Origin of the sequence: Haloprofundus halobius (genome assembly GCF_020097835.1) — an archaeon.
GTDB classification, from domain to species: Archaea; Halobacteriota; Halobacteria; order Halobacteriales; family Haloferacaceae; genus Haloprofundus; species Haloprofundus halobius.
Map to the genome: position 1 here is coordinate 874,951 of NZ_CP083666.1, position 21,885 is coordinate 896,835.

The window sequence follows — 21,885 nt, forward strand, 5'->3', positions numbered from 1 at the left end:
ACCACGACTGTTTTGCGGGCGCGCGGCGAACGGTCGGCGATGGCGACGCTTCGTCGAATCTTCGTCTATCCGATAAAGTCGCTCGATGCGAAATCGGTCGACACCGCGACCATCGTCGAAAACGGTGGCCTCGACGGCGACCGGCAGTTCGCGCTGTTCGACGCCCAGGGTCGATACGTCAACGGCAAACGCAATCGCGACACGCACCGCCTCCGTTCGACAGTCGATTTCGAGCGCGAAACCGTGCGCCTCGACCCACCCGAGGGCGAGGCGCGGACGTTTTCGCTCGACGGCGACGAACTCACGGACTGGCTGTCGACGTCCTTCGGCGAACCCGTCTCGCTCGGACGCGAGCGCGCCGGTGGCTTCCCCGACGACACCGACGCCTCGGGACCGACGATTATCTCGACGGCGACGATTCGCGAACTTGCCTCGTGGTATCCCGGTATCGGCGCCGAGAGCATGCGTCGCCGCCTGCGGCCGAACCTCGAAGTCGACGGCGTGCCCCCGTTCTGGGAGGACCGCCTCTTCGCGGGCCGAGACGAAGTCGTGGCGTTCACCGTCGGCGACGACGAATCGGGGGAGAAAGTCACTTTCGAGGGCGTCAACCCGTGTCAGCGCTGCGTCGTCCCCTCCCGCGACCCCGACACCGGCGAGGAGTACGGCGGGTTCCGCGAGCGGTTCGTCGAGAAGCGCCGCGAGACGATGCCCGAGTGGAGCGGCGGCGACTGGTTCGACCACCACTTCCGGGTGATGGTCAACACCCGCGTCGACGAGGCCGACTGGGGAGAGACGCTCTCGGTCGGCGACGAGGTAGCGATAGAGGAAACGAAGTCGGTCTGACCCGACCGCTACCACTCTGAGAACTTGTCCCGCCGGTAGAGGTCGAGTTCGCTCACCGTGGAGTTCGTCTGTTTCGCGGCGAAGACGATGGCGTCGGCGATCTCCTCGGGTTCGGTCACCTCGCCGGGGTCGAACCGGTCCTCGAACGCCCGGTCGTCCTCCGACCCGAACTCGGTTCTGACCTCCGTGGGATTGACGACGCTGACACCCACACCGTCGTCGCCGACGGCCGCCTCGACACTGTGGGCATAGCCGCGGAGCCACCACTTCGTCGCGGCATAGACGGGGTTGAACGGACGCGGGAACTTCCCGGCGAAGCTGCCGACGTAGACGAGGTTCCCGGTCGTCTCGCGGAGATGCGGAATCACCGCGCGCGTGGTGAAGAAGGCGCCGTCGACGTTCGTGTCCATCATCGTCCGATACTCCTCGGTGGAGATATCGACGCCGGAACCGCGACCCAGGCCCGCGTTGACGACGGCGATGTCGAGTTTCCCGAATCGGTCGACGGTGTCGGCGACGACGGATTCGACCGCCTCCTCGTCGCGGACGTCCGCCGTAACGACGAGCGTCTCGACGCCGTAGTCGGCTTCGAGTTCGTCGGCGAGTTCCGTGAGTCGTTCCTCGCGGCGTGCCGAGAGCGCGACGTTCGCGCCTTCGGTCGCCAGTTTCCGTGCCGTCGCCGCGCCGATTCCGGAACTCGCGCCCGTCACGAGCGCGGTTCGGCCGGAGAGTTCGTCTGCCATACGTGTCGATTCGGGGGTGAGAACTTAGTTTCTGAGGCCGACTTCGGGCGTCGAACTGGCGCGGCGGCGACAACGCTGATTGTGCTTCGCCGACTATCGAAACCCATGTCGTCGAACGGCCAGGTACGTGACTTCTCGACGTTCTACCGGGAGTACGCCCGTGGCGGTGTCCACGCCGCCAGCGCCGCCGCGATGACCGCGTTCGGGCTACTCACGATCTACCACGAAGCGTTCGCCGTACTGGCGCTCCTGTCGTACGTCGTTCCGGCGCTCTACGTGTACGCCGAACGAAACAACGGAGACGAGCGGGAGTCCGACGCCGAGGTCGCTCGCAGCGCCGGAACGGATCGCTCGGACGCTTCGACAGCCGAGACGTCGTCCGCGTCGGTCGAGGAAGACGAACGGAGCGAACGAAGGAAGGACGACAGCCAGCGCGAACAGCGCAAACAAGGCGAACAGAGCGAGCGCGGTGGACGTAGTGAGCGCGATGGACCTCGACCGTCGACCCCCGACGACGTCGAGATTGACGCGAGTAGTGCTGATGTCGCCGCCAACGCGGGTAGCGCGGACGACGAGGGTACTGTGGACCCCGAAGACTGGGTGAGCGTCGACTCCCCCGTGAACGTCGACCTCTCCGACGTCGTCGCCGCCGGCGGCGGTGCGTACGCGGTCGGCGAAGACGGCTACGTCCTCGTGCGGACCGACGACGGATGGGCGACGGTGCTCGAAGACGGCCCCGGCGCGGACGGCGAGAACCTGACCGGCGTCGACGTCAGCGACGACGGTCGGGCGGTCTGGCTCGCAGGCGACGGTGGGGCGCTCGGAAGGATTGACACCGCGTCGGACCGACACACCGATCACTCCGCACCGGGCGGGGACACGAGCACGGTGACGGCCGTCGCCGTCGTCGGGGACGCGGGCGCGGAGACGGTCGTGTTGGCGAACGGGTCGGGGGAGGTCCGCCGCGGCGAGTACGACGGCGAGCGGGTTCGATGGGGAGAACCGGTGAAGCCCGGCAGCGGGTCCAGTATCGCGGCCGTCTCCTTCGCGGACGCGGAACGCGGCTACCTCGCGGACACGAACGGGTCGGTGTTTCGGACGACTGACGGCGGGGAGACGTACGACGTCCTCGGCATCGGCGACGCCGGAACGCTGACCGCCGTTGCACCGGTCGTCGGAGAAGAGTCGGCCGCGAACGCCGAAGCGTTCGTCACCGAAGACGACGGGACGATTCGCCGGTACGACGGCGCACAGTGGACGCCCGTCCGGCCAACCGAGGAGGGCCTCTGGGCGATAGCGGTCGAGCCGCGGACGGACCGGGTCGTCGCCGTCGCCGTCGGCGAACACGGGACGGTGCTCGAACGCGACGGCGGCGACTGGAAGCGCCGGGAGACGTCGCCCGACGAGACGCTCCGCGGCGTCGGCGTCGCGGCGGACCGACGAGTCGCCGTCGGCGACGACGGAACGATACTCGAACGGCGACGGGCGCACAGACCGACGGAGTGACTGCAGTAACCGACGAACGATCGACTACCGATACCGGAGAGAACCACCTCAATCGGTCGCAGACTGCCGCCATCACCCCTTTTAGGAGGCGGCGCGTTTACCACGAAACATGCACGTACTGACTGGTGGGTTAGTCTCGGACGTCGACGGGACGCGGGAAGCGGACGTCGCCGTCGAGAACGGCGAAATCGTCGCCGTCGGCGACGTTCCCGAGGGTAACAGCCAGACGGACATCTCCGGGCGGGTCGTCGCGCCGGGTCTGATAGACACACACGTCCACGTCATGATGGACGGCCGTCCCGACGTGAGCACGACGTTCGGCGACAGTCCGTACGCCGCGAGCTACCGGGCGGTGTCGAACCTCCGGGCGGCCGTCGAGGCGGGCGTGACGACGGTTCGCGACCTGGGGAGTCGCGGGACGCTGGCGCTCGACGCCGGGACGGCCGTCGACGACGGCGTGCTCACCGGACCGCGAGTGCTCGGAGCGGGGGAGAACATCGTCATGACCGGTGGCCACGGTCACGCTTTCGGATGCGAAGCCGATGGTCCCGACGAGGTGCTGAAGGGCGCGCGTCAGCAACTAAAACGCGGCGCGGACGTCGTCAAGTGCATGGCGACCGGCGGCGTACTGACCGAGGGCGCGGTGACCGGGTCGTCCGAACTCACGGAGGCAGAACTGCGCTCGGCCGTGGAGGCGGCGAGCGCCAAGGGCGTCCCGACCGCGGCGCACGCGCACGGCGAGGAAGGCATCAAGAACGCGGTTCGCGCGGGAATTTCGAGCGTCGAGCACGGGACGTTCATGGACCGCGAGGCGGCAGAGATGATGGCGGAGCACGGCACGTACTGGGTCCCGACGGCGAGCGCTCTCGTCAACATCGTCGAGCACGGCGTCGAGGCGGGCATCCCCGAGGAAGCCGTCGCGAAAGCCGAAGACGCGGTGTCACGCTTCGAACACGCGTGGGAGCACGCGCTGGAGGCGGGCGTCGACATCGCGATGGGAACTGACGCGGGGACGCCGTTCAACCGGTTCGGCGACATCCCGCGCGAACTCGAACTGATGGTCGACTACGGTCTCGAACCGAACGCCGCGCTGGCGGCGGCGACGGTGAACGCGGCGGAACTCGTCGGCCGCGAGGACCTCGGCCGCGTCGCCGAGGGATACCGCGCCGACCTCGTCGTGCTCGAAACCGACCCGAACGACGACGCGACGGCGTGGCAGTCACCGACGGTAGTGTTCGCGAACGGGGAACGGGTCAGCTAACGGTCGAATAATCAACACGAGCGAGTTACAGGGGTACGCGACGGTCAGCCGACAACGATTGTGAGAGCGGCAGTCACGGCCGATTGGTGTCACAAACTCTTTTGCCCACCGCTGAGTGTATCCGGCCGATGCACCGTCGGGCAACGTTCGTCCTGCTCGCATTCTTCCTCGTCACGTCGGCGGTAGCGCCGCCAGCGACGGCGTTTTCGGGGACGAGAGCCGACGGAACCGCCGCCGCATCGACGCCGCAGTCGATGGCGGCGATGCAACAGTCGTTCGACAGTAGCGAAGTCCAAATCGTCGTCCGCGAAGACGGGTCCGCTCGGTGGACGTTCCACTACGAGCAGACGTTGGCGAACGAGTCGGAGCGACAGAACTTCCGGGCGTTCGCCGACGAGTTCAACAACAGCGAGACGCCGCTGTACAACGGGTTCAAGAGCGAGTCGGAGTCGCTCGTCGTAAGCGGTGCCAACGCCACCGAGCGGCCGATGGACGCTCGAAACCACACCCGTCAGGCGTACGTGACCGACAGTCTCGGCAACTCGATCGGCGTCGTCGAGATGTCGTTCACGTGGACTAACTTCGCCCAGACGGAAGACGACGGGACCGTCACCGTCGGTGACGTCTTCGAAGGCGGGCTATACATCAGCGAGAACCAGTCGCTCGTCATCGAGTCCGACGAGGAACTCGAATTCAAGAACGTCACGCCACCGGGCACCCAGTCGAACACGAGTTCGCTTCCGGCGAGCGACTCGGTGACGTGGATGGGCGAACATCGATTCACCGACAATCGGCCGCAGGTCGTCTTCGTCCCAGACGGAACCCAGACCATCGTCGCCGGTGGCGAGGACGGCGACGGCGAGGGAGCCAACGGGACCGACGACGACGCGACGACGACGCCCATCGGGAGCGGGGGCGGGAGTATGTGGCTCGCAGGGGCGGTTCTGGCCATCTTCGGCGGCGTCGTCGCCGCGCTGTGGTACCGCCGCGGCCGCGAGGAGACGGTCGAACCGGTCGGGTCGGAGACCGGAGACGGAGCCGAGGCGGCCGCCGCCGCCCCGCCGAGACCGTCCGTCTCCGACGAGGAGTTGCTCTCCGACGAGGACCGCGTCATCTCGATGCTCGAATCCCACGGCGGCCGGATGCGACAGGTCCGCATCGTCGAAGAGACTGAGTGGTCGAAGTCGAAGGTGAGCATGCTGCTCTCGGAGATGGAAGACGAGGGCCTCATCTCGAAACTCCGCGTCGGACGTGAGAACGTCATCAGCCTCGACGGCCACGAACCCGAGGCGGCGAAGTCGCCGTTCGACGAGGAGTGACGTGGGTACGACACGGCCCGGCACGGCCCTTCCGAAACGCAAGCGTTAAACATCACTCACGGATAGTAGAGGATGCGCTCCGTTGGTGTAGTCCGGCCAATCATCTTGCCCTCTCACGGCAAGGACCAGGGTTCGAATCCCTGACGGAGCATTTTCTGAACGTAGTGAAGAAAAGCGGACGGAAGGGATTCCGAGCCCAGAGGACGAGCGAAGCGAAGTCCTCGTGGTTCGAATCCCTGACGGAGCACTTCTCCAAATCACGAACCGGCGAGCGCAGCGAGTCGTGTTCGACCGCCGGGTGCGAGTCCGTTTACGAATCGGCACAGTCGCTCCCGTAACTGACGATGGTGCCTCTCGTGCGGTCGGAAATACGAGGGGCGATAGTCAGGCCGCCTACGCACTCGAAAGCTGAGCCATCGGGGTGTTGGTCGGAACACTAACGACGGCGCGAACCGGTGACTACCCGAGCAATCGCCGCAAGAGGGCGTTCGTGGTATCGTTCCCCGACCCGCTGTCGTCACCGGTCGAGAGTTCGCCTTCGGTAGTGATTTCGGCGCTCGTAATCGCGCCGAGCGAGTCGGTGATGGTGTAACCGGGTGTCTCGACGGTCACCTCGTCGTCGTCGGCGACGTCGACCCAGCGGAGTTCGAGTTCGTAGCTGCCGTCGGACTGTATCTTCGAGGCTTCCTGCTGGCCGGACGCTTCGTGGTACGCCCACGCGCCCTCGTCGGCGTGTTCGGGGTCGGTCTGGCCGGTGATAGTCCGGACTTCCACCGAACGGTCCGTGTCGGAACCGGCCATCGGGTACTCGCTATCGACCCACGCGCGGTACCCCTCTTCGATGGCGTACACGTTCGTGTAGCCGTTCTCGATGAGCGTCGCCGCGCGCTGCGAGGAGAGGTAGTTCGGACAGTCGCAGTAGACGACGATGCGGTCGGATTTCGGCCAGTCGGTCGTCGGGTCGTTGCGCTCTACCCCGTCGGGAGCGATGCTCTGAACCGCGCCGAACACGTGCGAGACGTCGTAGGCGGCCGCGCTCCGCGCGTCGACGATGCGCGCCTCGCCTCGCGCGTACCAGTAGTACGCGACGTCGGCCGGGACCAGCGGGACGTTGACCACGCCCGAGTCCCGTTCGACGCGGTTCGTCGGGAATCGCCCCGTGTCGACGGAGCGCTCCGAGGGAACCGTCTCGAACTCCGGGGGGTAGCCGTCGCGCGGGGTCGTCTCCTCCGGTAGGTCGTCGCCGTTTCTCGGCCCGTCGAGGTCCTCGAACGAACTGGACGCGTCGTCGGGTTCCTCGGTGGCGGCGTCGGTCGTCTGATTCGCCGCCGCGTCGGTTTCGGTGGCGGTCGGTTCGTCGGTCTGCGTCGACGACTCGTCGGTGGACGTCGCCGTGCTCTCGTCGTCCTCGGAGGACGCACAGCCCGCGACGCCGACGGCTGCCGCAACCCCGAGCGCCTGGACGTATCGACGGCGGGTAGTATCTTTCGATGGCATTCCTACCGGTCGTAGGGCTCCCTTGGCGCTTTACTATCGACATGGTAAGGCGAAAACCACCGCGTTCGAGACTCTCGACGGGATATACCGCCACGGTTGTGCACGGTTTCGAACGGTTCAACGGACCGGTGGCGAATTCTCGTTCGGCGACAGACGGGCCGTGGCGCCATTATCTCGTTCATAATAATACTGGTAGGGGGCATCCGATAGAGTGCGTCGCGTCGAATGCGGTGTCTCGGACGTCGACTCCACCACGGCATGTGAGGTGACACCCGTTTCACGCGACCACCCACCCATGCGGGCGCGACGACCCTTTGACCCGAGGGCCGTCGAACCCGCCAACCCCACTCTCCCCCTCGTCTTTCGTCGGGGGTCCGCCCCGACGCTGGTGTGTCAGGCGTGCCCGATTTATTCCCTCTATAACTACCACCTGTCAGTCCGAACTACGCACAATGTTCGGAACCAGCGGGATCCGTGGAGCAGTCGGAGACGACGTGACGGGGGAGTTAGCCCTCGCCGTCGGTCGGGCCCTCGCCGCGGAGGGCGACGACCACGTCGTCCTCGGACGCGACGCCCGAGAAAGCGGTGCTTTCCTCGCCAACGCCGTCGCCGCAGGTGCACAGGAGTGCGGCACCGACGTCACCCGCGTCGGTGTCGCGTCGACGCCCACTATCGCGAGAAGCGTCGCCGAGTTCGATGCCGACGCCGGCGTCGTCATCACCGCCTCGCACAACCCCGCAACCGACAACGGTATCAAACTCTGGACCCCGAGCGGACAGGCGTTCGACGCCGAGCGCCGCGCGGCCATCGAAGAGCGCATCAGCGAGGAGTCGTTCGAGCGCGCCGACTGGAAAGGCGTGGGAGTCGAGCGCGAGCGAACCGACGCCATCGAGAATCACGTTTCGGCGATTGTCGCCGCCGTCGACCTCGACGGGGGGCTCTCGGTCGTCGTCGATGCCGGGAACGGACCCGGCGCGCTGACCGCGGACGCGCTCTCGGAACTCGGCTGTGGGGTGACGACGCTGAACGCCCAACCCGACGGAAGCTTCCCGGGTCGGCCGAGCGAACCCACGGCGGAGAACTGCCAGACACTCTGTTCTGTCGTCGCCTCCACGGACGCCGACCTCGGTATCGCCCACGACGGCGACGCCGACCGAATGATGGCCGTCACCGAGAACGGGGAGTTCGTCCCCGGCGACCACCTGCTGGCGCTGTTCGGTCGCCGCGCCGCCGGCGACGGCGAGCGCGTCGCCGCGCCGCTGAACACGAGCCTCGCCGTCGACGATGCGCTCTCACCGCAAGGCGCGACCGTCGAACGGACACCCGTCGGCGACGTGTACGTCGCCGAGGCCGCGAGTTCCCCCGCCGTCGCTTTCGGCGGTGAACCGAGCGGCGCGTGGATCTGGCCCGACGAGACGCTCTGCCCCGACGGTCCCCTCGCCGCGGTGAAACTCGCCGAACTCGTGAGCGCCGAAGGCTCGCTCGAGACGCTACTCGGCGAACTGCCGCGCTACCCGACGCTCCGCGACAGCGTGGAAGTCGAGGACAAGACGGCAGCGATGGCGGCGGTTGCTCGGCGCGTCCACGACGAGTTCGACGAGGTGGACGAGATGGACGGTGTGCGCGTCGCACTAGAGGATGGGTGGTTCCTCGTTCGCGCCAGCGGGACGCAGCCGCTGGTCCGCGTGACGGCGGAGGCGCGCGACGAAACCCGCGCACAGGAACTGTTCGACGAAGCGTACGCGATGGTCGCCGACGCTGCGAACGCGGCTGAGTAGGCTCTTCGGGTCGAGACGGCACGAGTTCGACTTGCGGCTCTTTTCCTCTCCACTTCGAGGCGTGCTCGCTCCGGGGCGTCCGCGTTCTCTGCGTTGTTCACTCGGCCGTGTATCCGTCGTCGTCTCTCCGTCGACTCAGCGATGGCAGCGGCGAGAGCCACCGCTGGTCGGATCTCGAAACCGAATCGGCGACTCGGTTCGGAGCCGAGTGCCGAAGAGAATGGTCCGCGGTGGAAAGGGTGGACGCGCCTACTCGACGGTGACGCTCTTTGCGAGGTTCCGCGGTTTGTCGATGGAGCGACCCAGCAGGTTCGCGGTGTGGTACGACACCAGTTGGAGTTGAACGTTCGCGAGCAGGCCGGCCAGCGCGGGGTCGGTATCCGGGATGGGCAGGTGGGCGTCGGCGGCGTCGACGGCCGGGTGGCCCTCGGGGGCGACGGCGACGATGGGCGCACCGCGGGTTTGCGCCTCCTTGGCGTTCGTCAGCGTCTTCTGGTCGTCGGTGCCGGTGAACACCGCGAACACCGGCGTCTGAGGCGTGACGAGCGCCAGCGGACCGTGTTTCAGTTCGCCGGAGGCGAACCCCTCGGCGTGTTCGTACGTGATCTCCTTGAACTTCAGCGCGCCCTCGACGGCGACGGAGTAGCCGAGGCCGCGGCCGATGAAGAAGAACGCCTCGCTGCCGAGGTAGCGGTCGGCGAGTTCGTGGGCGCGGTCAGCGTCGAGCACCCCGCGGACGTCCGCGGGCAGCGAGCGCAGCGACTCGAAGAACGCCGTCGGGTCGTCCCACGGCAGGTCGCCGGTGACGTCCTCGCCGATGCGGTGGCTGAGCAGACAGAGCGCCGCGACCTGCGAGGAGAACGTCTTCGTCGCGGCGACGCCGATTTCGGGTCCGGCGCGGACGAGAAGCGTTTCGTCGGCCTCGCGGGAGGCGGTCGACCCTTGGACGTTCGTGACCGCGACGGTTCGGGCGCCCTCCGCTGCCGCGCGTTCGAGCGCGCCGAGCGTGTCGGCCGTCTCGCCGCTCTGCGTGACTGCGACGACGAGCGTCTCGTCGGTGATTGGGTCGGAGGTGCCGTACTCGCTCGCGCGGAAGGCGCGGGCGCGGACGCCCGCAGCGTTGAGCAGTCGCGCACCGTACAGCGCCGCGTGGTACGACGTTCCGCAGGCGACGAACTGGACCTCCGAGACGTCCTCGAACGCGTCTATCTCGGCGAGCGTCACGCCCTCGTCGTCGGTTCGACCTTCGACCGTGTTCGCCAGCGACGTCGGCTGGTTGTGAATCTCCTTGAGCATGTAATGGTCGTAGGAGCCTTTGCCGGCGTCTTCGGGGTCCCAATCGACGGTGTCGATGTCGCGGGAGACGGGTTCGCCGGTGACGGTGGTCATCGTGACGCTGTCGGGTTCGACGACGGCCATGTCGCCGTCTTCGAGGTAGACGACGTCGGCGGTGTGTTCGAGGAACGCGGGCACGTCGCTGGCGAGGAAGTACTCGCCCTCGTCGAGTCCGAGCACGAGCGGCGACCCCTGCCGGGCGGCGTATACGGCTTCGAACCCGTCGACGATGGCCGCGATGGCGTAGCTCCCGTCGAGTTCGCTGACGGTGCGGCGGAACGCCTCCTCGGGCGTGCCGACCTCGGCGAGGTGCGAAGCGATGAGATGCGGGACGACCTCCGTGTCGGTGTCGCTGACGAACTCGACGCCCTCGGCTTCGAGGTTCGCCTTGAGTTCCTCGTAGTTCTCGATGACGCCGTTGTGAACGACGGCGACGCGGCCGGACTCGTCGGTGTGGGGGTGAGCGTTGTCGTCGGTCGGCGCGCCGTGAGTGCTCCAGCGGGTGTGACCGATACCGACGTTACCGCTCGGTTCTGCGCCGCGAATCGCGTTCTTCAGTTCCGAGACCTTCCCGGAGCGCTTGTGGACCTTGATGCCGGTGCCGTTCTTCACCGCGACGCCGGCGGAGTCGTAGCCTCGGTACTCCAGGCTCTCCAGTCCGGAGACCAACGCGCCGACGGAGTCGGAACGGCCGACTCGGGCGATGATGCCGCACATCTACATCGCCTCCGGAGCCGTTCGAGCGAGAGGGCAGGCGGAGCGGTTGATTTCGGTACTGCTTCCCGATAGGGCGGAACTGTCGCGGACCATACTTCTGCATCCTCCCCTGTATCAATTACTATGAACGAGGTAACCGCTGACTTATTCCGCCGCTAAGTACCGTTTCAGCGTGCAACAGTCACAACACGGCGTCAGACGCCTTCACCCCGGCCGTCCGCATCTTCGCCCTCAGCCGGCGAGAGCGGCCGTCGGAGGCAAATCCCAGCGACGAATACCGGTTCCCTCTCGGGCACGTACCCAAGCCGAGGCTCGGTCGTGGCGGTCGAACCGTCTCGTTGGTCGAATCGGTTACATCGGTCGGCTCGGCGAGCGGGCCACCCGCCGAGTGGGTCTGTCGGCACCGAATTCGTCAGTCGGTCGTAGCGAACTCGAAGATACGCGGCGAATCCACCGACACACGAAAAACTCGGAGACGTCGTCGTTTCGGCGTTGCTCGCTCGAACGTCGTCGACCGTCTCTTCGTCTTCGTCACAGGGGACTCACTCTCGGACGCGTGTCTTCGCTTTCGACGGCGTCTGATCTCTCTCATCGGAACTGGGAATACGCCGGATAGATGTCGAGTCGTCCGAGTGTCGGATCGTGTCGTCGGGACGGGAGACCGAACAGTCACCGGAGCGCCGAGTCGGCCCAGTCGGGCGTCTCGTCGGTGAGCGCGATGACGTTCTCGCGGCCGACGTTTATCTTCGTGAGTTTCCCCTCCTCTTCCATCCGCGAGAGCAGGCGACTCACCTTCGACTTCGACCAGTCGGTACGTTCGACGATTTCGCTCTGCCTGAGTCGGCCGCTCTCCTCGTGGAGCATCCGCAGCACGCGGCCGTCGTCCGAGAGCGGAATCTGCGAGTCGAACGGGGGTGCGGCGCTCGGGTCGTCGGCGCCGGGGTCGGCCTCGACGACGCGCTGTTCGGAGTCGGATGGGCTTCGGACCGCCGCGACGAGGTCGCTACCGCGTCTCCTGACCGCCGTCGCGACGCTGTGGTCGCTGCGCCGGTACCAGACGCCGACGCCGGCGAGGACCGCGAGCGCCAGTCCGGCGAATCCGACCGTCGTCGCCGGGTTCGTCGGGTTCGTTCCCAGCCGAAGCTCCGCACGGTCGGAGAAGCCGTCGCCGTCGCTGTCGGCCCGGAGCGGGTTCGTCCCGTAGAGGCCGACCTCTGCGCTGTCGTTGATCCCGTCGTCGTCGGTGTCGGCGGCGAGCGGGTCGGTGTTGTGTCCGTTCACTTCCGCGCCGTCGTGGAGTCCGTCGCCGTCGGTGTCTTCCTCGGTGGGGTCGGTGTCCAACGCGAGCTCCTCGCTGTCGGTGAGGCCGTCGCCGTCGCTGTCGGGAACGAGCGGGTCGGTCCCGTGTTCGTCCACCTCCGCGCCGTCGGAGAGGCCGTCACCGTCAGTATCGGGGTCCGTGACGTTCGTTCCGAGATATACCTCCTGCTGGTCGCGGAGGCCGTCGTCGTCGGTGTCGCTGGAGAGCGGCGAAGACTGGTACTTCGTGACCTCCCGACGGTCGCTCAGCCCGTCGCCGTCGGTGTCCTGCGAGTTCATGTCGGTCTCGAGTTCCGCCTCCCGTTCGTTCGAGAGGCCGTCACCGTCGTAGTCGCCCGACTTTTCGACGAAGATACGGCTGGTGGTCGTCGTCGAGACCGCCTCCTCGTCGCCGAACCCGCGAGTCGCGACGACGGTGACGTTCCGCTCGCCGGAGACGTTCGGCGGGTACCGTTGGAACTCGAAGACGACCTTTCTCGACCCGTTCGGGTCGACGTTCATCTGCTGGCAGTCGAGTTCGACCTGTTTGCCGTCATCGTCCTCGGCGTACGCACAGAACTCGTAGAGCGAGCGCTCTCCGGTGTTGTGAAAGCGCGTCGAGAGCGTGCTCGACTCGTTGCGCCAGACGTACAACTGCTCGCCGTCCCATCGGACTGTCCCTTCCTCCGAGAAGCGGATCTCGCCGAGCGAGGAGTTGTCGCTCGGAGGGGCCGTCTGCGGGAGAGTCGTCGGCTCGGACGCCGACAGCGCCGACGCGTTCGCCGCCGTGGCGACGGGCACACTCGCGAGTACCAACAGGACCAGGAGGACTGTTCGGACGACTCGGTGTTTCGGTTTCGTCACGTTACCCTCTCCCCTCGATTGGTGGATACGAGAGAGGTCGTTCGATGTCGAACGTAGTTCTTTCGGTGTTATAATGTCTCATTATCGATACAACTGTAGGCTAATGACAGATTTCGTCATCGGACAAATAAACCACCTACAGCCGGTTTTGGAGGCAATCAGCCATTTTCCGGCTTATCCTTTTGCTTAGTTCTATCTACAATCTTATATGTGGTGGTTCGCGAGGCGAACCGACGCGGTCGGTCGGGTTCGATCGGGGAACTCAGTCGCCGCCCGAGTTAGGGGAGGAAGCAGAACGGGAGTATCCGGCGAGGGCGTACGCGACGGTGGCGACGGCGAGCATTACTGCGATGAGTCCCACCGCGAGACCCCCGGACTGACCGAGTACGGGAGCATCGAAGGTGATTCCGAGGAGCGCGAGCGCGCCGACACCCGAAACACCGATCGAGTACTTCTGCCACGAGGCCGATTCCGGGGCGTCGACCCCCGGGGTTGCGGGCCCAGATGGGGTGACCTCCTCGACGATCTCGTTCGTCAGGTAGGGGTCGAACTGGTCGGCGACGTCGTTTCGCTCGACGACACCGCGACTCTTGTTGTAGTCGATAACGCCGTCTTCGTCCAGTTTCGGGAGGTGTTCCTGGTAGAGAGCGATGTACACGCGCTGGCGCTGGTCGGACATCAACGCTTCAACCGTGGTGTCGTTCTCCCACGCGGCGACCTGTTCTGCAATGTCGCGCATGCGGACGGAACCTTCAGTTCCGCGGAGGTACCAGAGCACGTCGCGGCGTCGACGGTTCTGGAGGATGTGGAACAGTTTGTCTTTCGACAGAGGGGCTTCCGACTCCAGTTGGGGGGGCTCGAGCCGGGTTGTGTTATCGGACTCTGTGACTGTCATGCATCAGGTACAAACTCTGGTCAGGTAATAAATCAAGGTGTCCGTATCGATAGTCGCAACTGTTGCATCGCGTCAGACGGACTGTTTCAAACCGTTTCATATCGTTGTATGCGACCGTTTTGGCCGTTTACACGGATTGTAACAGATGTCCGACATTGGGTCTCTCGGGAGGTGCGGAATTCGCGCCGAGAAAGGGTACTCAATCTGGCAGAACGGGCGTGGAGAGAGGGTTGACAGTCACTCGTCGTACCGTCCGACACAGTCGGTCAGACGGCGGTCCGATCGCCCGTTCGAGCGGTCTCATTCGTCGCTTGGTTCGGTCACCTCGACTGGCGTCACCGAACTGGTCGCGACGCGATAGAGCGTCGCCACCGCAACGAACGAGAGAACTACGGCGGTGGTTTTCGCGTACTTCATATCGTTCACGGGAGTATTCCCGTACTACGGACGAGGGCTGATACCCTCATTGTTATACGCGACACAAAGCGGGAAACAGTGAGAATAACTGAAATGGACCCGACCGCGTCACTCGGCGACCCTCGACTACCGGCTCCCTCGTAGAACCGCGAGAGCAGCGATACAGCGCTTGTGGACCTCCTAAACGGCAATGAGACGAAACAGTCCGGAGAGAGCTCACCGAGAACGGCCGCGAGAGGCGTGGAGGGCGAGGAGACGGCCATCAGAGGCCGTCCCACGCGTCGAAAAACCGGGTGCGTCGCTTACTCGCTCTATAATAAAGCCGGTACGAGGGTACTGGAAAATCGAAACCCGCCCTGCGGTTCGCGCAGGCGGGAGGAAATTCCCCACATGAGCGAGACACAGACGCTTCGTCACGACAGACGGAACTGCACGGCCGAACACGAACGGTTCCCCGCAGGGGAGGCACAGCGATGAGTTCGGGACTCACCGGCGCTCGTCGTCGCGACGAGGGACGCCACGCCGACTCGGCCGGCCGCACCGAGACGATCTGTGTCGTCGGCCTGGGTTACGTCGGACTCCCGCTGGCGGTTCACTTCGACCGCGTCGACCAGCAGGTCATCGGCTACGACATCGACGAGGAGAAGGTCGGGACGCTCACCGAGGGGACCGACACGACCGGTGATCTCGGCGACTCCGTCGTCGCCGACAGCGAGGTCGAGTTCACCACCGACCCCGCGACCATCGCCGAGGCCGACTACGTCGTCGTCACCGTACCGACACCCGTCGACGAGATGGAGAATCCGGACCTCCGGTTCGTCGAGAGCGCCGGTGAGACCGTCGGCAGACACATGACGCCGGAGACGACCGTCGTCCTCGAATCGACGGTGTTCCCGGGTGCGACCCGCTCGGTGCTCGCTCCCGCGCTCGAGGAGGCCTCCGGACTCACGGCCGGCGAGGAGTTCTTCGTCGCCTACTCCCCCGAGCGAGCCACGCCGGGCGACGAGGAACACGGCCTCCGCGACGTGGTGAAAGTCGTCGGTGCGGACGACCCCGCCGTCCTCGAAGACGTGGCGGAACTGTACGAGTGCGTCGTCGACGTGGGCGTCCACCGCACGTCGTCGCTCGAAGCCGCCGAGGCGTCGAAGGTCGTCGAGAACGTCCAGCGCGACCTGAACATCGCGCTGATGAACGAACTCGCCGTCGCCTTCGACCGCATCGGCATCGACACTCAGGAGGTACTCGACGCCGCCGGGACGAAGTGGAACTTCCACGACTACTCGCCCGGCCTCGTCGGCGGTCACTGCATCCCCGTCGACCCGTTCTACTTCGCCTACCGCTCGAAGATGGAGGGATACGTGCCCGAACTGACGCTGAAGGCCCGCGACGTCAATCGCCGGATGCCCGAACACGTCTCCGAACTCGCGCTGAAGACGCTGAACGACTGCGGTAACGTCCTCGGCGAGAGTCGCGTCGTCGTCCTCGGGCTGACGTACAAGCCGAACGTCGCCGACATCCGCACCTCGAAAGTCGACGGCGTCATCGAGACGATGCAGGAGTACGGCGTCGACATCCTCGGCTTCGACCCCTACGCCGACCCCGAACAGACGAGTCGAGCGTTCGGCATCGACGTGATGGACCAGCCTTCCTTCGAGAACGCGGACGGCATCGTCCTGGCGACGCCACACGACGTGTTCGACAGTCTCGACCTCGACGCCGCGCGCGAAGAGATGAACGACGACCCGTTCCTGCTCGACGTCTGTGGCGCGCTCGACGCCGCGGAAGTCGCCGACCACGGCTTCACGTATCGGAGGGTCTGATGTACGGAGAGTCGAGAGTCGGCGTCGTCGTCCCCGCATACAACGAGGAAGGCTTGGTCGGCGACGTCATCGACACGATGCCCGCGTTCGTCGACCGGGTGTACGTCGTCGACGACCGGTCGACGGACGACACCTGGGACGAGATTCAGCGGCACGCCACGCGAGCGAACGCCGCGCACATCAGCGAGAGCAGTCGCCTCGTCGAAACCGACGGCGGGACGGCGCGGTTCCGACCGCGAGAGGTGTCCGCGTCCGAGGACGACGGCGTCGACGATGACGCACCACGAGACGTCGAACGCGGCGTCGCGGATTCGCCACCCGCCTTCGACGAGCGCGTCGTCGCCATCCGCCTCGAAGAGAACCGGGGGGTCGGCGGTGCCATCAAGACGGGCTACGAGCGCGCGCTCGCCGACGGCATCGACGTCGTCGCCGTGATGAACGGCGACGGCCAGATGGATCCCGAGAAACTCGACCGCCTCATCGACCCCGTCGTCTCCGGCGAGGCCGACTACGCGAAGGGCAACCGCCTCCGCTACCGCGAGTACCGCGAGGGGATGAGCACGTGGCGCTCCTTCGGCAACTGGCTGCTCACGCTGCTCACGAAGGCTGCGAGCGGCTACTGGAAGACGATGGACCCCCAGAACGGCTACACCGCCATCTCGCGGGAGGCGCTGGAGACCATCGACTACGAGTCGTTGTACGAGCGCTACGGCTTCTGCAACGACGTGCTCGTCAAGCTCAACGCCCACGGCCTCCGTGTCGCCGACGTGGCGATTCCGGCCGTCTACGGCGACGAGGAGAGCACCATCGAGTACAAGACGTTCGTCCCCCGCCTGTCGACGCTCTTGGCGAAGGATTTCCTGTGGCGACTGCGCGTGAAGTACCTCACCGTCGACTTCCACCCGCTCGCGGGTCTGTACCTGTTCGGTGCGGCAATTGCCGGTGCGGGCCTCCTCGACGCGCTGAAAGGGACGGTCGACGACGACGACGACCATTCCGGCGGCGTTCTCGCTTCCATCGGCGTCGTCTCGATGCTGCTGGCGATGGTGTTCGACATGCAGGAGAACGAGGAGTTGGAGGTGCGCCGAGAGTGAGAGTCGCCGTCACCGTCCAACATCCGGGCCACGTCCACTTCTTCAAGCACGCCATCGACGAACTGGAGGCGCGGGGCCACGAGGTCCACGTCTTCGCGCGCGAGAAGGAGATGGCCGTCCGCCTGCTCGAACTCTACGGCATCGAACACGAGGTGCTCGCCGGCGAGTCGCACGGACTGGCCTCGTTAGCGGCGGTGCAGGCGACGTACGAACTTCGGTTACTCCGTCGCGCGCGCGAGTTGAACCCCGACGTCATCGCGGCCATCGGTGGTGTCGCCGCCGCGCACGTCGCGCCGCTCGTCGGCGCGCGGAGCGTCGTCTTCTACGACACCGAACACGCGACCATCATCAAGAACCTCGCCTACCCGTTCGCCCACACCGTCTGCACGCCGTCGTGCTACGTCGGCGATATCGGCCCGAAACAGGTCCGATATCCGGGCTACCACGAACTCGCGTATCTCCACCCCGACCGCTTCACGCCGGACCCCACGGTACGCTCCGACCTCGGCCTCGACGAGGGCGACTCGTTCGTCGTCACCCGGTTCAACGACTGGGGGTCGTCACACGATATGGGCCAGAGCGGCTTCGACGACGTCGGCGAGGTCGTCGACCGACTCTCGGAGACGGGCGCGAAAGTGTTCGTCACCGCCGAGATGGAACTCTCGAACGATATCGAGGGCCACCGTCTCGACCTCTCGCCCGAGCGGATGCACGACCTGCTGTACTACGCCGACTGTTACGTCGGCGAGGGCGCGACGACGGCCGCCGAGTGCGCGATGCTCGGGACCCCGGCCGTCTACGTCAACAGTCTCTCGCTCGGCTACGTCAGCGAGCTCGCCGACGAGTACGGCCTCGTCTACAGTTGCAACGGACCCGACCGACACCGGAACGCGCTCAGTCACGCCGTCGACATCCTCGAAGGGCGCGGCGGCGGCGCCGACGCGTGGCGCGCCCGCCGCGACCGACTGCTCTCCGAACGCGTCGACGTGACCGACGTCATCGTCGACCAGGTGGAGTCGGCGGGCGGCGGCAGCGACAGCCGACAGAAACTCACAGCATGAGAGTCCTCCAACTCATCACCTCGACGCGCTCGTTTTTCGAACAACAGGTCGAGGCGCTCGAATCACAGGGAATCGACTGTACTGTCGTCGCAGTCCCCGGCGAGTACAGTCCGGACTCCCCGCGCACCGTCAGCGACTACCTCCGATACTACCCCGAGGTGCTCGCCGAAGGGCTCGGCTCCTACGACCTCGTCCACGCGAACTACGGCCTCACGGTCCCGTTCGCGCTGGCGCAACCGACGCGCCCGCTCGTCCTCACCCTCTGGGGGACGGACGTCATGGGCGAGTACGGCTGGCTTCGCCGTATGAGCCGATACGGCGCGCGTGCGGCCGACGAGACGGTCCTCCCGAGTCGCGCGATGGCGACGCATCTCGGCGAGAACTACACGTATCTCCCGTTCGGCGTCGACACCGAGCGGTTCCGACCCGTCGACCGCGACGAAGCGCGGTCGAGAGTCGGATGGGACGAGAGCGAGAGAGTCGTCCTCTTTCCGTACGAGAAGTCGCGCGACGAGAAGGAATACCCGCGCGCACGGGCCGTCGTCGAGGCGGCCGACGCCGACGTCACCCTCCGGACCGTCTCGAACGTCCCCTACGAGGAGATGCCGTACTACATGAACGCCAGCGACGCGCTGCTGGTCACCTCGCGCCGCGAGAGCGGTCCGATGGTGGTCAAGGAAGCCGCCGCCTGCGGCCTGCCGGTCGTCTCCACCGACGTGGGCTTCGTCCGCGACGAGTTCGGCGACGCGCCGGGCGTCGTCGTCGGCGACACGGACGCCGAACTGGCCGCGGGCGTCGACCGGATGGTCGACGGCGTGGACACGCTCGGAGACAGAGAGCGCCGGCGGTCGGTGTCACCCGACGTGAGCGTCGACCGCATGGGCGAACGCCTCGCCTCGCTGTACGAGTGCGTCGCGGAGGGGGCGGCCTGAGATGAGTATAGGTTCGGTCGGCGACTGGCTCCGCGGCCGTCGCTTCGACGTGGACGCGGCGGTGCTCGCGCTGCTCGCCGCGCTGGCGATGGTGCCGCTTCGCTTCCTGTTCTCGCAGGTGTACGTCGAGACCATCCCGTTGGTCCTCGGCGGTGCTGCGGTGTTGTATCTGCTGTCGGTGTACGGCAGTCGCGGCGAGAACGACGAGGCCGCGTTCGTCTTACCGGTCGGCCTCTCTCGGTTACTCCCGAGCGTCGTCGTCCTCGGGACGGCGGGGATGTTGCTCGCGGCGGTGCTGGCCGGCGAGCGTGGCATCGCGTTCTACGCTATCGCCGCTGTGACCGGGACGCTACTTCTCTCCCAAATCCTGTTCGCTAAGGAGGAGGAGGCATTCAATCCCTCGATACTCCTGTTACAGGTCGTCCTCGTCGCCGGAACCGTCCGCTTCGCGGCGCTGGCGTCGACGCCGGGACTCATCGGCATCGATATCTGGACCCACCTGCCGGAGTTGACGAGCAGCATCCTCGAAGCGGGGTCGCTGGACGCCATCTCCGACGACAAACACTACGTCTCGCCGCTGTACCACCTGCTCGTCGCGTCGGCGTCGCTCATCTACGACGTGCCGCTACGGACGGCGCTGTACCTCTCTTTGGGCGTCGTCATCCCGCTGTCGCCGCTACTCGTCTACATGGCGACGCGCGAACTCGTCGCCGAGCGGTGGGCGGTGCTCGCGGCGGCGCTGTTCTCGTTCGGCGACTACGTCATCGAGTGGGGCATCCACATCATTCCCACGAGCATGGGACTCGTCATCTTCCTGACGGTGTTGTACGCGCTGATCCGACTGATGCAGAGCGACTACGCGGCGCGCGACTTCGCGCTGCTCGCCGGCCTGTCGGTGGCGCTCATCCTCACGCATCAGGTGTCGTCGTTCATCATGCTCGTCGTCTTCGGCGGCGCAGTCGTCGCCTACTTCATCCTCAATCTCGGTATCTACCGCGTCTCGCGGCTCCGTCCGGACGTGTTCCGCGCGCGCAACCCGGTGAACATCCTCGGTCTCGTCGTCTTCGACGTGGGGCTCATCACCTTCCTCTGGTCGTTCACGCCGTACAAGGGCGGGACGTTCCTGGAGACGATCGTGAGCTTCCTCGCCGAGACGGTTGCGTCGAGCGCCGGGTTCGGCAACCTGGCGGGCGGTGCGAGCGCCGGGGCCGAGGCGAGCACCGAGAGCGCCGCGTCCAGTTCCTCGGTACCGCTGGCGGAACTGGCGACGTACATCGACGTGCTCGGCTTCCTGCTCTTGCTCCTCGGCACGTTCGTCGGCTGTCTGTACGTGGTCCACCGCGACCACGCCAAGCAGTCGGTGTTCACGCTGCTCATCGGGACGGCCATCATGCTCGTGTTCACGCTGGGGCTGCCGATGTTCGGCATCCGCAACTTCATCCCCCAGCGCTGGTTCGCGTTCATGTACGCGCCGATGGCGATTCTGACCGCCGTCGGCGTTCGCTATCTGGCGGCGAATCTCAACCCCAAGGTACTGGTCGCGGGGATGCTCGTCGCCGCGCTGGTGTTCCCCGGCGCGATGGTCGTCTCGCGCAACGGCACCCTCGACAACCCGGTGCTTCCGGACGGCGAGACGCTGAGCTACAACGAGGAGTCCGTCGCCGCCGTCCACACCATCGGGCAGATGACCGGCGGGCCCGAACCGATGGAGATTCGGCCCGAACAGCAACTGCGAACCGACCACCCCTACCAGACGGTGTTCAAGCGAACGGGGGCCTATACGGCCGACACGGCGAATCTCACCGAGGGTGACCCCGTCGCCCACGACGTGACCGTCTACCGCGAGTTCCAGTCTGACGGCACGACGTACTTCATGAACGAAGACGGCGTCGGCGAATCGCGCGACATCCCGCAGGAGCGCATCTGCCGACCCTCCCAGAGCACGCTGTACGACAACGGCGACGTGACGATGTGTGTCACGCCCTCGGACGGCGACTCTGACTCGTAATCTAACGACCCAGCTTCTACTCCCCTCTTTTCGCGACATCTTCGGCGGTGTCGACGACGCTCGCAGGCGTGCGACACTCCGGAGACCGAGTATCGACGGAGAGCTCCCGCCGCAGAAAACTCTCACAAGACTGTCCGCTCTCGGGGCATGGACCTCCGATCGCTTCTCGGGTCCCCCTCCCGATACCGGACACCGGTCACGGGTTCGTCGTCTCGCGCGTTCGCGCTGTTCGGTAGTGTGTCGGCGAGGCGTTGCTGCCGCGGGTGAGCGAGAGAGTCCGATTTGATCGCGGTCGCTCACCGCCTCATACCACGAATGAGGCCGAGAGAACGACCATCCCAACTACTCCGAGGACGCTGATGGCCACGGCGCTGTCTACTATCGTCTTCTTCTCCTCCAACTCTCCCACTTCGATGTCGCCGCCTCGGATGTTCGAGCCGAGCTGCGTGAGGGGTATTCCGGACCAAAAGAGCGCCAGTCAGTACGTCGTCGACTG

Annotated in this window: 15 protein-coding genes and 1 tRNA gene; 11 read left to right on the forward strand and 5 right to left on the reverse strand. The window is 66.0% G+C overall.

What is annotated here, in order from left to right:
* The first annotated feature begins 39 nt into the window (after positions 1–39).
* Positions 40–843, forward strand: coding sequence for an MOSC domain-containing protein (locus LAQ74_RS04695; protein ID WP_224335564.1), 804 nt, complete (start codon positions 40–42; stop codon positions 841–843).
* Between the two features lie 8 nt (positions 844–851).
* Here the strand turns inward: LAQ74_RS04695 and LAQ74_RS04700 are convergent, their stop codons facing one another.
* Positions 852–1,586, reverse strand: a complete 735-nt coding sequence (locus LAQ74_RS04700; RefSeq protein ID WP_224335566.1) for an SDR family oxidoreductase — start codon at positions 1,584–1,586, stop codon at positions 852–854.
* Between the two features lie 105 nt (positions 1,587–1,691).
* On the opposite strand from LAQ74_RS04700, the gene LAQ74_RS04705 reads away from it, so the two are divergent.
* The 4 genes from LAQ74_RS04705 to LAQ74_RS04720 all read left to right on the forward strand — a co-directional run bounded on the left by LAQ74_RS04705 (position 1,692) and on the right by LAQ74_RS04720 (position 5,823).
* Positions 1,692–3,092 (forward strand): sialidase family protein, encoded by a 1,401-nt coding sequence (locus LAQ74_RS04705; RefSeq protein ID WP_224335568.1) that lies wholly within the window; start codon positions 1,692–1,694, stop codon positions 3,090–3,092.
* A 109-nt stretch (positions 3,093–3,201) separates the two neighbouring features.
* Positions 3,202–4,353: a metal-dependent hydrolase family protein gene (locus LAQ74_RS04710; protein ID WP_224335570.1), complete on the forward strand. Its 1,152-nt coding sequence runs from the start codon at positions 3,202–3,204 to the stop codon at positions 4,351–4,353.
* A 128-nt stretch (positions 4,354–4,481) separates the two neighbouring features.
* Positions 4,482–5,672: a helix-turn-helix transcriptional regulator gene (locus LAQ74_RS04715; RefSeq protein ID WP_224335572.1), complete on the forward strand. Its 1,191-nt coding sequence runs from the start codon at positions 4,482–4,484 to the stop codon at positions 5,670–5,672.
* Between the two features lie 76 nt (positions 5,673–5,748).
* A tRNA-Glu gene (locus LAQ74_RS04720) sits at positions 5,749–5,823 on the forward strand.
* A 308-nt stretch (positions 5,824–6,131) separates the two neighbouring features.
* Here the strand turns inward: LAQ74_RS04720 and LAQ74_RS04725 are convergent.
* Positions 6,132–7,169 carry a rhodanese-like domain-containing protein gene (locus LAQ74_RS04725; RefSeq protein ID WP_224335581.1) on the reverse strand — a complete coding sequence of 346 codons (1,038 nt, stop codon included), beginning with the start codon at positions 7,167–7,169 and terminating at the stop codon, positions 6,132–6,134.
* A gap of 452 nt (positions 7,170–7,621) precedes the next feature.
* Between LAQ74_RS04725 and glmM the strand changes: the two genes are divergently transcribed.
* Positions 7,622–8,947, forward strand: a complete 1,326-nt coding sequence (glmM, locus tag LAQ74_RS04730; RefSeq protein WP_224335588.1) for a phosphoglucosamine mutase — start codon at positions 7,622–7,624, stop codon at positions 8,945–8,947.
* A 249-nt stretch (positions 8,948–9,196) separates the two neighbouring features.
* Here the strand turns inward: glmM and glmS are convergent, their stop codons facing one another.
* The 3 genes from glmS to LAQ74_RS20475 form a co-directional block, all read right to left on the reverse strand.
* The gene (glmS, locus tag LAQ74_RS04735) at positions 9,197–10,999 is read right to left on the reverse strand and encodes a glutamine--fructose-6-phosphate transaminase (isomerizing) (protein WP_224335589.1); all 1,803 of its coding nucleotides are present in this window, start codon (positions 10,997–10,999) and stop codon (positions 9,197–9,199) included.
* A 669-nt stretch (positions 11,000–11,668) separates the two neighbouring features.
* On the reverse strand, positions 11,669–13,099 hold the full coding sequence (locus LAQ74_RS04740; RefSeq protein ID WP_224335591.1) for a helix-turn-helix transcriptional regulator: 1,431 nt from the start codon (positions 13,097–13,099) through the stop codon (positions 11,669–11,671).
* 325 nt (positions 13,100–13,424) lie between these two features.
* Positions 13,425–14,057, reverse strand: a complete 633-nt coding sequence (locus LAQ74_RS20475; protein WP_425498511.1) for a DUF7344 domain-containing protein — start codon at positions 14,055–14,057, stop codon at positions 13,425–13,427.
* A gap of 890 nt (positions 14,058–14,947) precedes the next feature.
* Here LAQ74_RS20475 and LAQ74_RS04750 point away from each other — a divergent pair.
* From LAQ74_RS04750 to LAQ74_RS04770, 5 genes are read left to right on the forward strand one after another with little or no spacing between them, the layout of a single operon-like run.
* Positions 14,948–16,294, forward strand: a complete 1,347-nt coding sequence (locus tag LAQ74_RS04750) for a nucleotide sugar dehydrogenase (RefSeq protein ID WP_224335593.1) — start codon at positions 14,948–14,950, stop codon at positions 16,292–16,294.
* On the forward strand, positions 16,294–17,388 hold the full coding sequence (locus tag LAQ74_RS04755; protein WP_224335597.1) for a glycosyltransferase family 2 protein: 1,095 nt from the start codon (positions 16,294–16,296) through the stop codon (positions 17,386–17,388). Before LAQ74_RS04750 ends, LAQ74_RS04755 begins: the two co-directional genes overlap by 1 nt.
* Complete coding sequence (locus LAQ74_RS04760) at positions 17,385–18,449, forward strand: DUF354 domain-containing protein (RefSeq protein ID WP_224335599.1); 1,065 nt, start codon at positions 17,385–17,387, stop codon at positions 18,447–18,449. The genes LAQ74_RS04755 and LAQ74_RS04760 overlap by 4 nt, the downstream gene beginning before the upstream one ends.
* Positions 18,446–19,381, forward strand: a complete 936-nt coding sequence (locus LAQ74_RS04765; RefSeq protein ID WP_224335600.1) for a glycosyltransferase — start codon at positions 18,446–18,448, stop codon at positions 19,379–19,381. The genes LAQ74_RS04760 and LAQ74_RS04765 overlap by 4 nt, the downstream gene beginning before the upstream one ends.
* A 1-nt stretch (position 19,382) precedes the next feature.
* A complete protein-coding gene (locus LAQ74_RS04770) occupies positions 19,383–21,389 on the forward strand; it encodes a hypothetical protein (protein WP_224335601.1) in 2,007 nt (668 codons plus the stop codon).
* Positions 21,390–21,885: the final 496 nt, after the last annotated feature.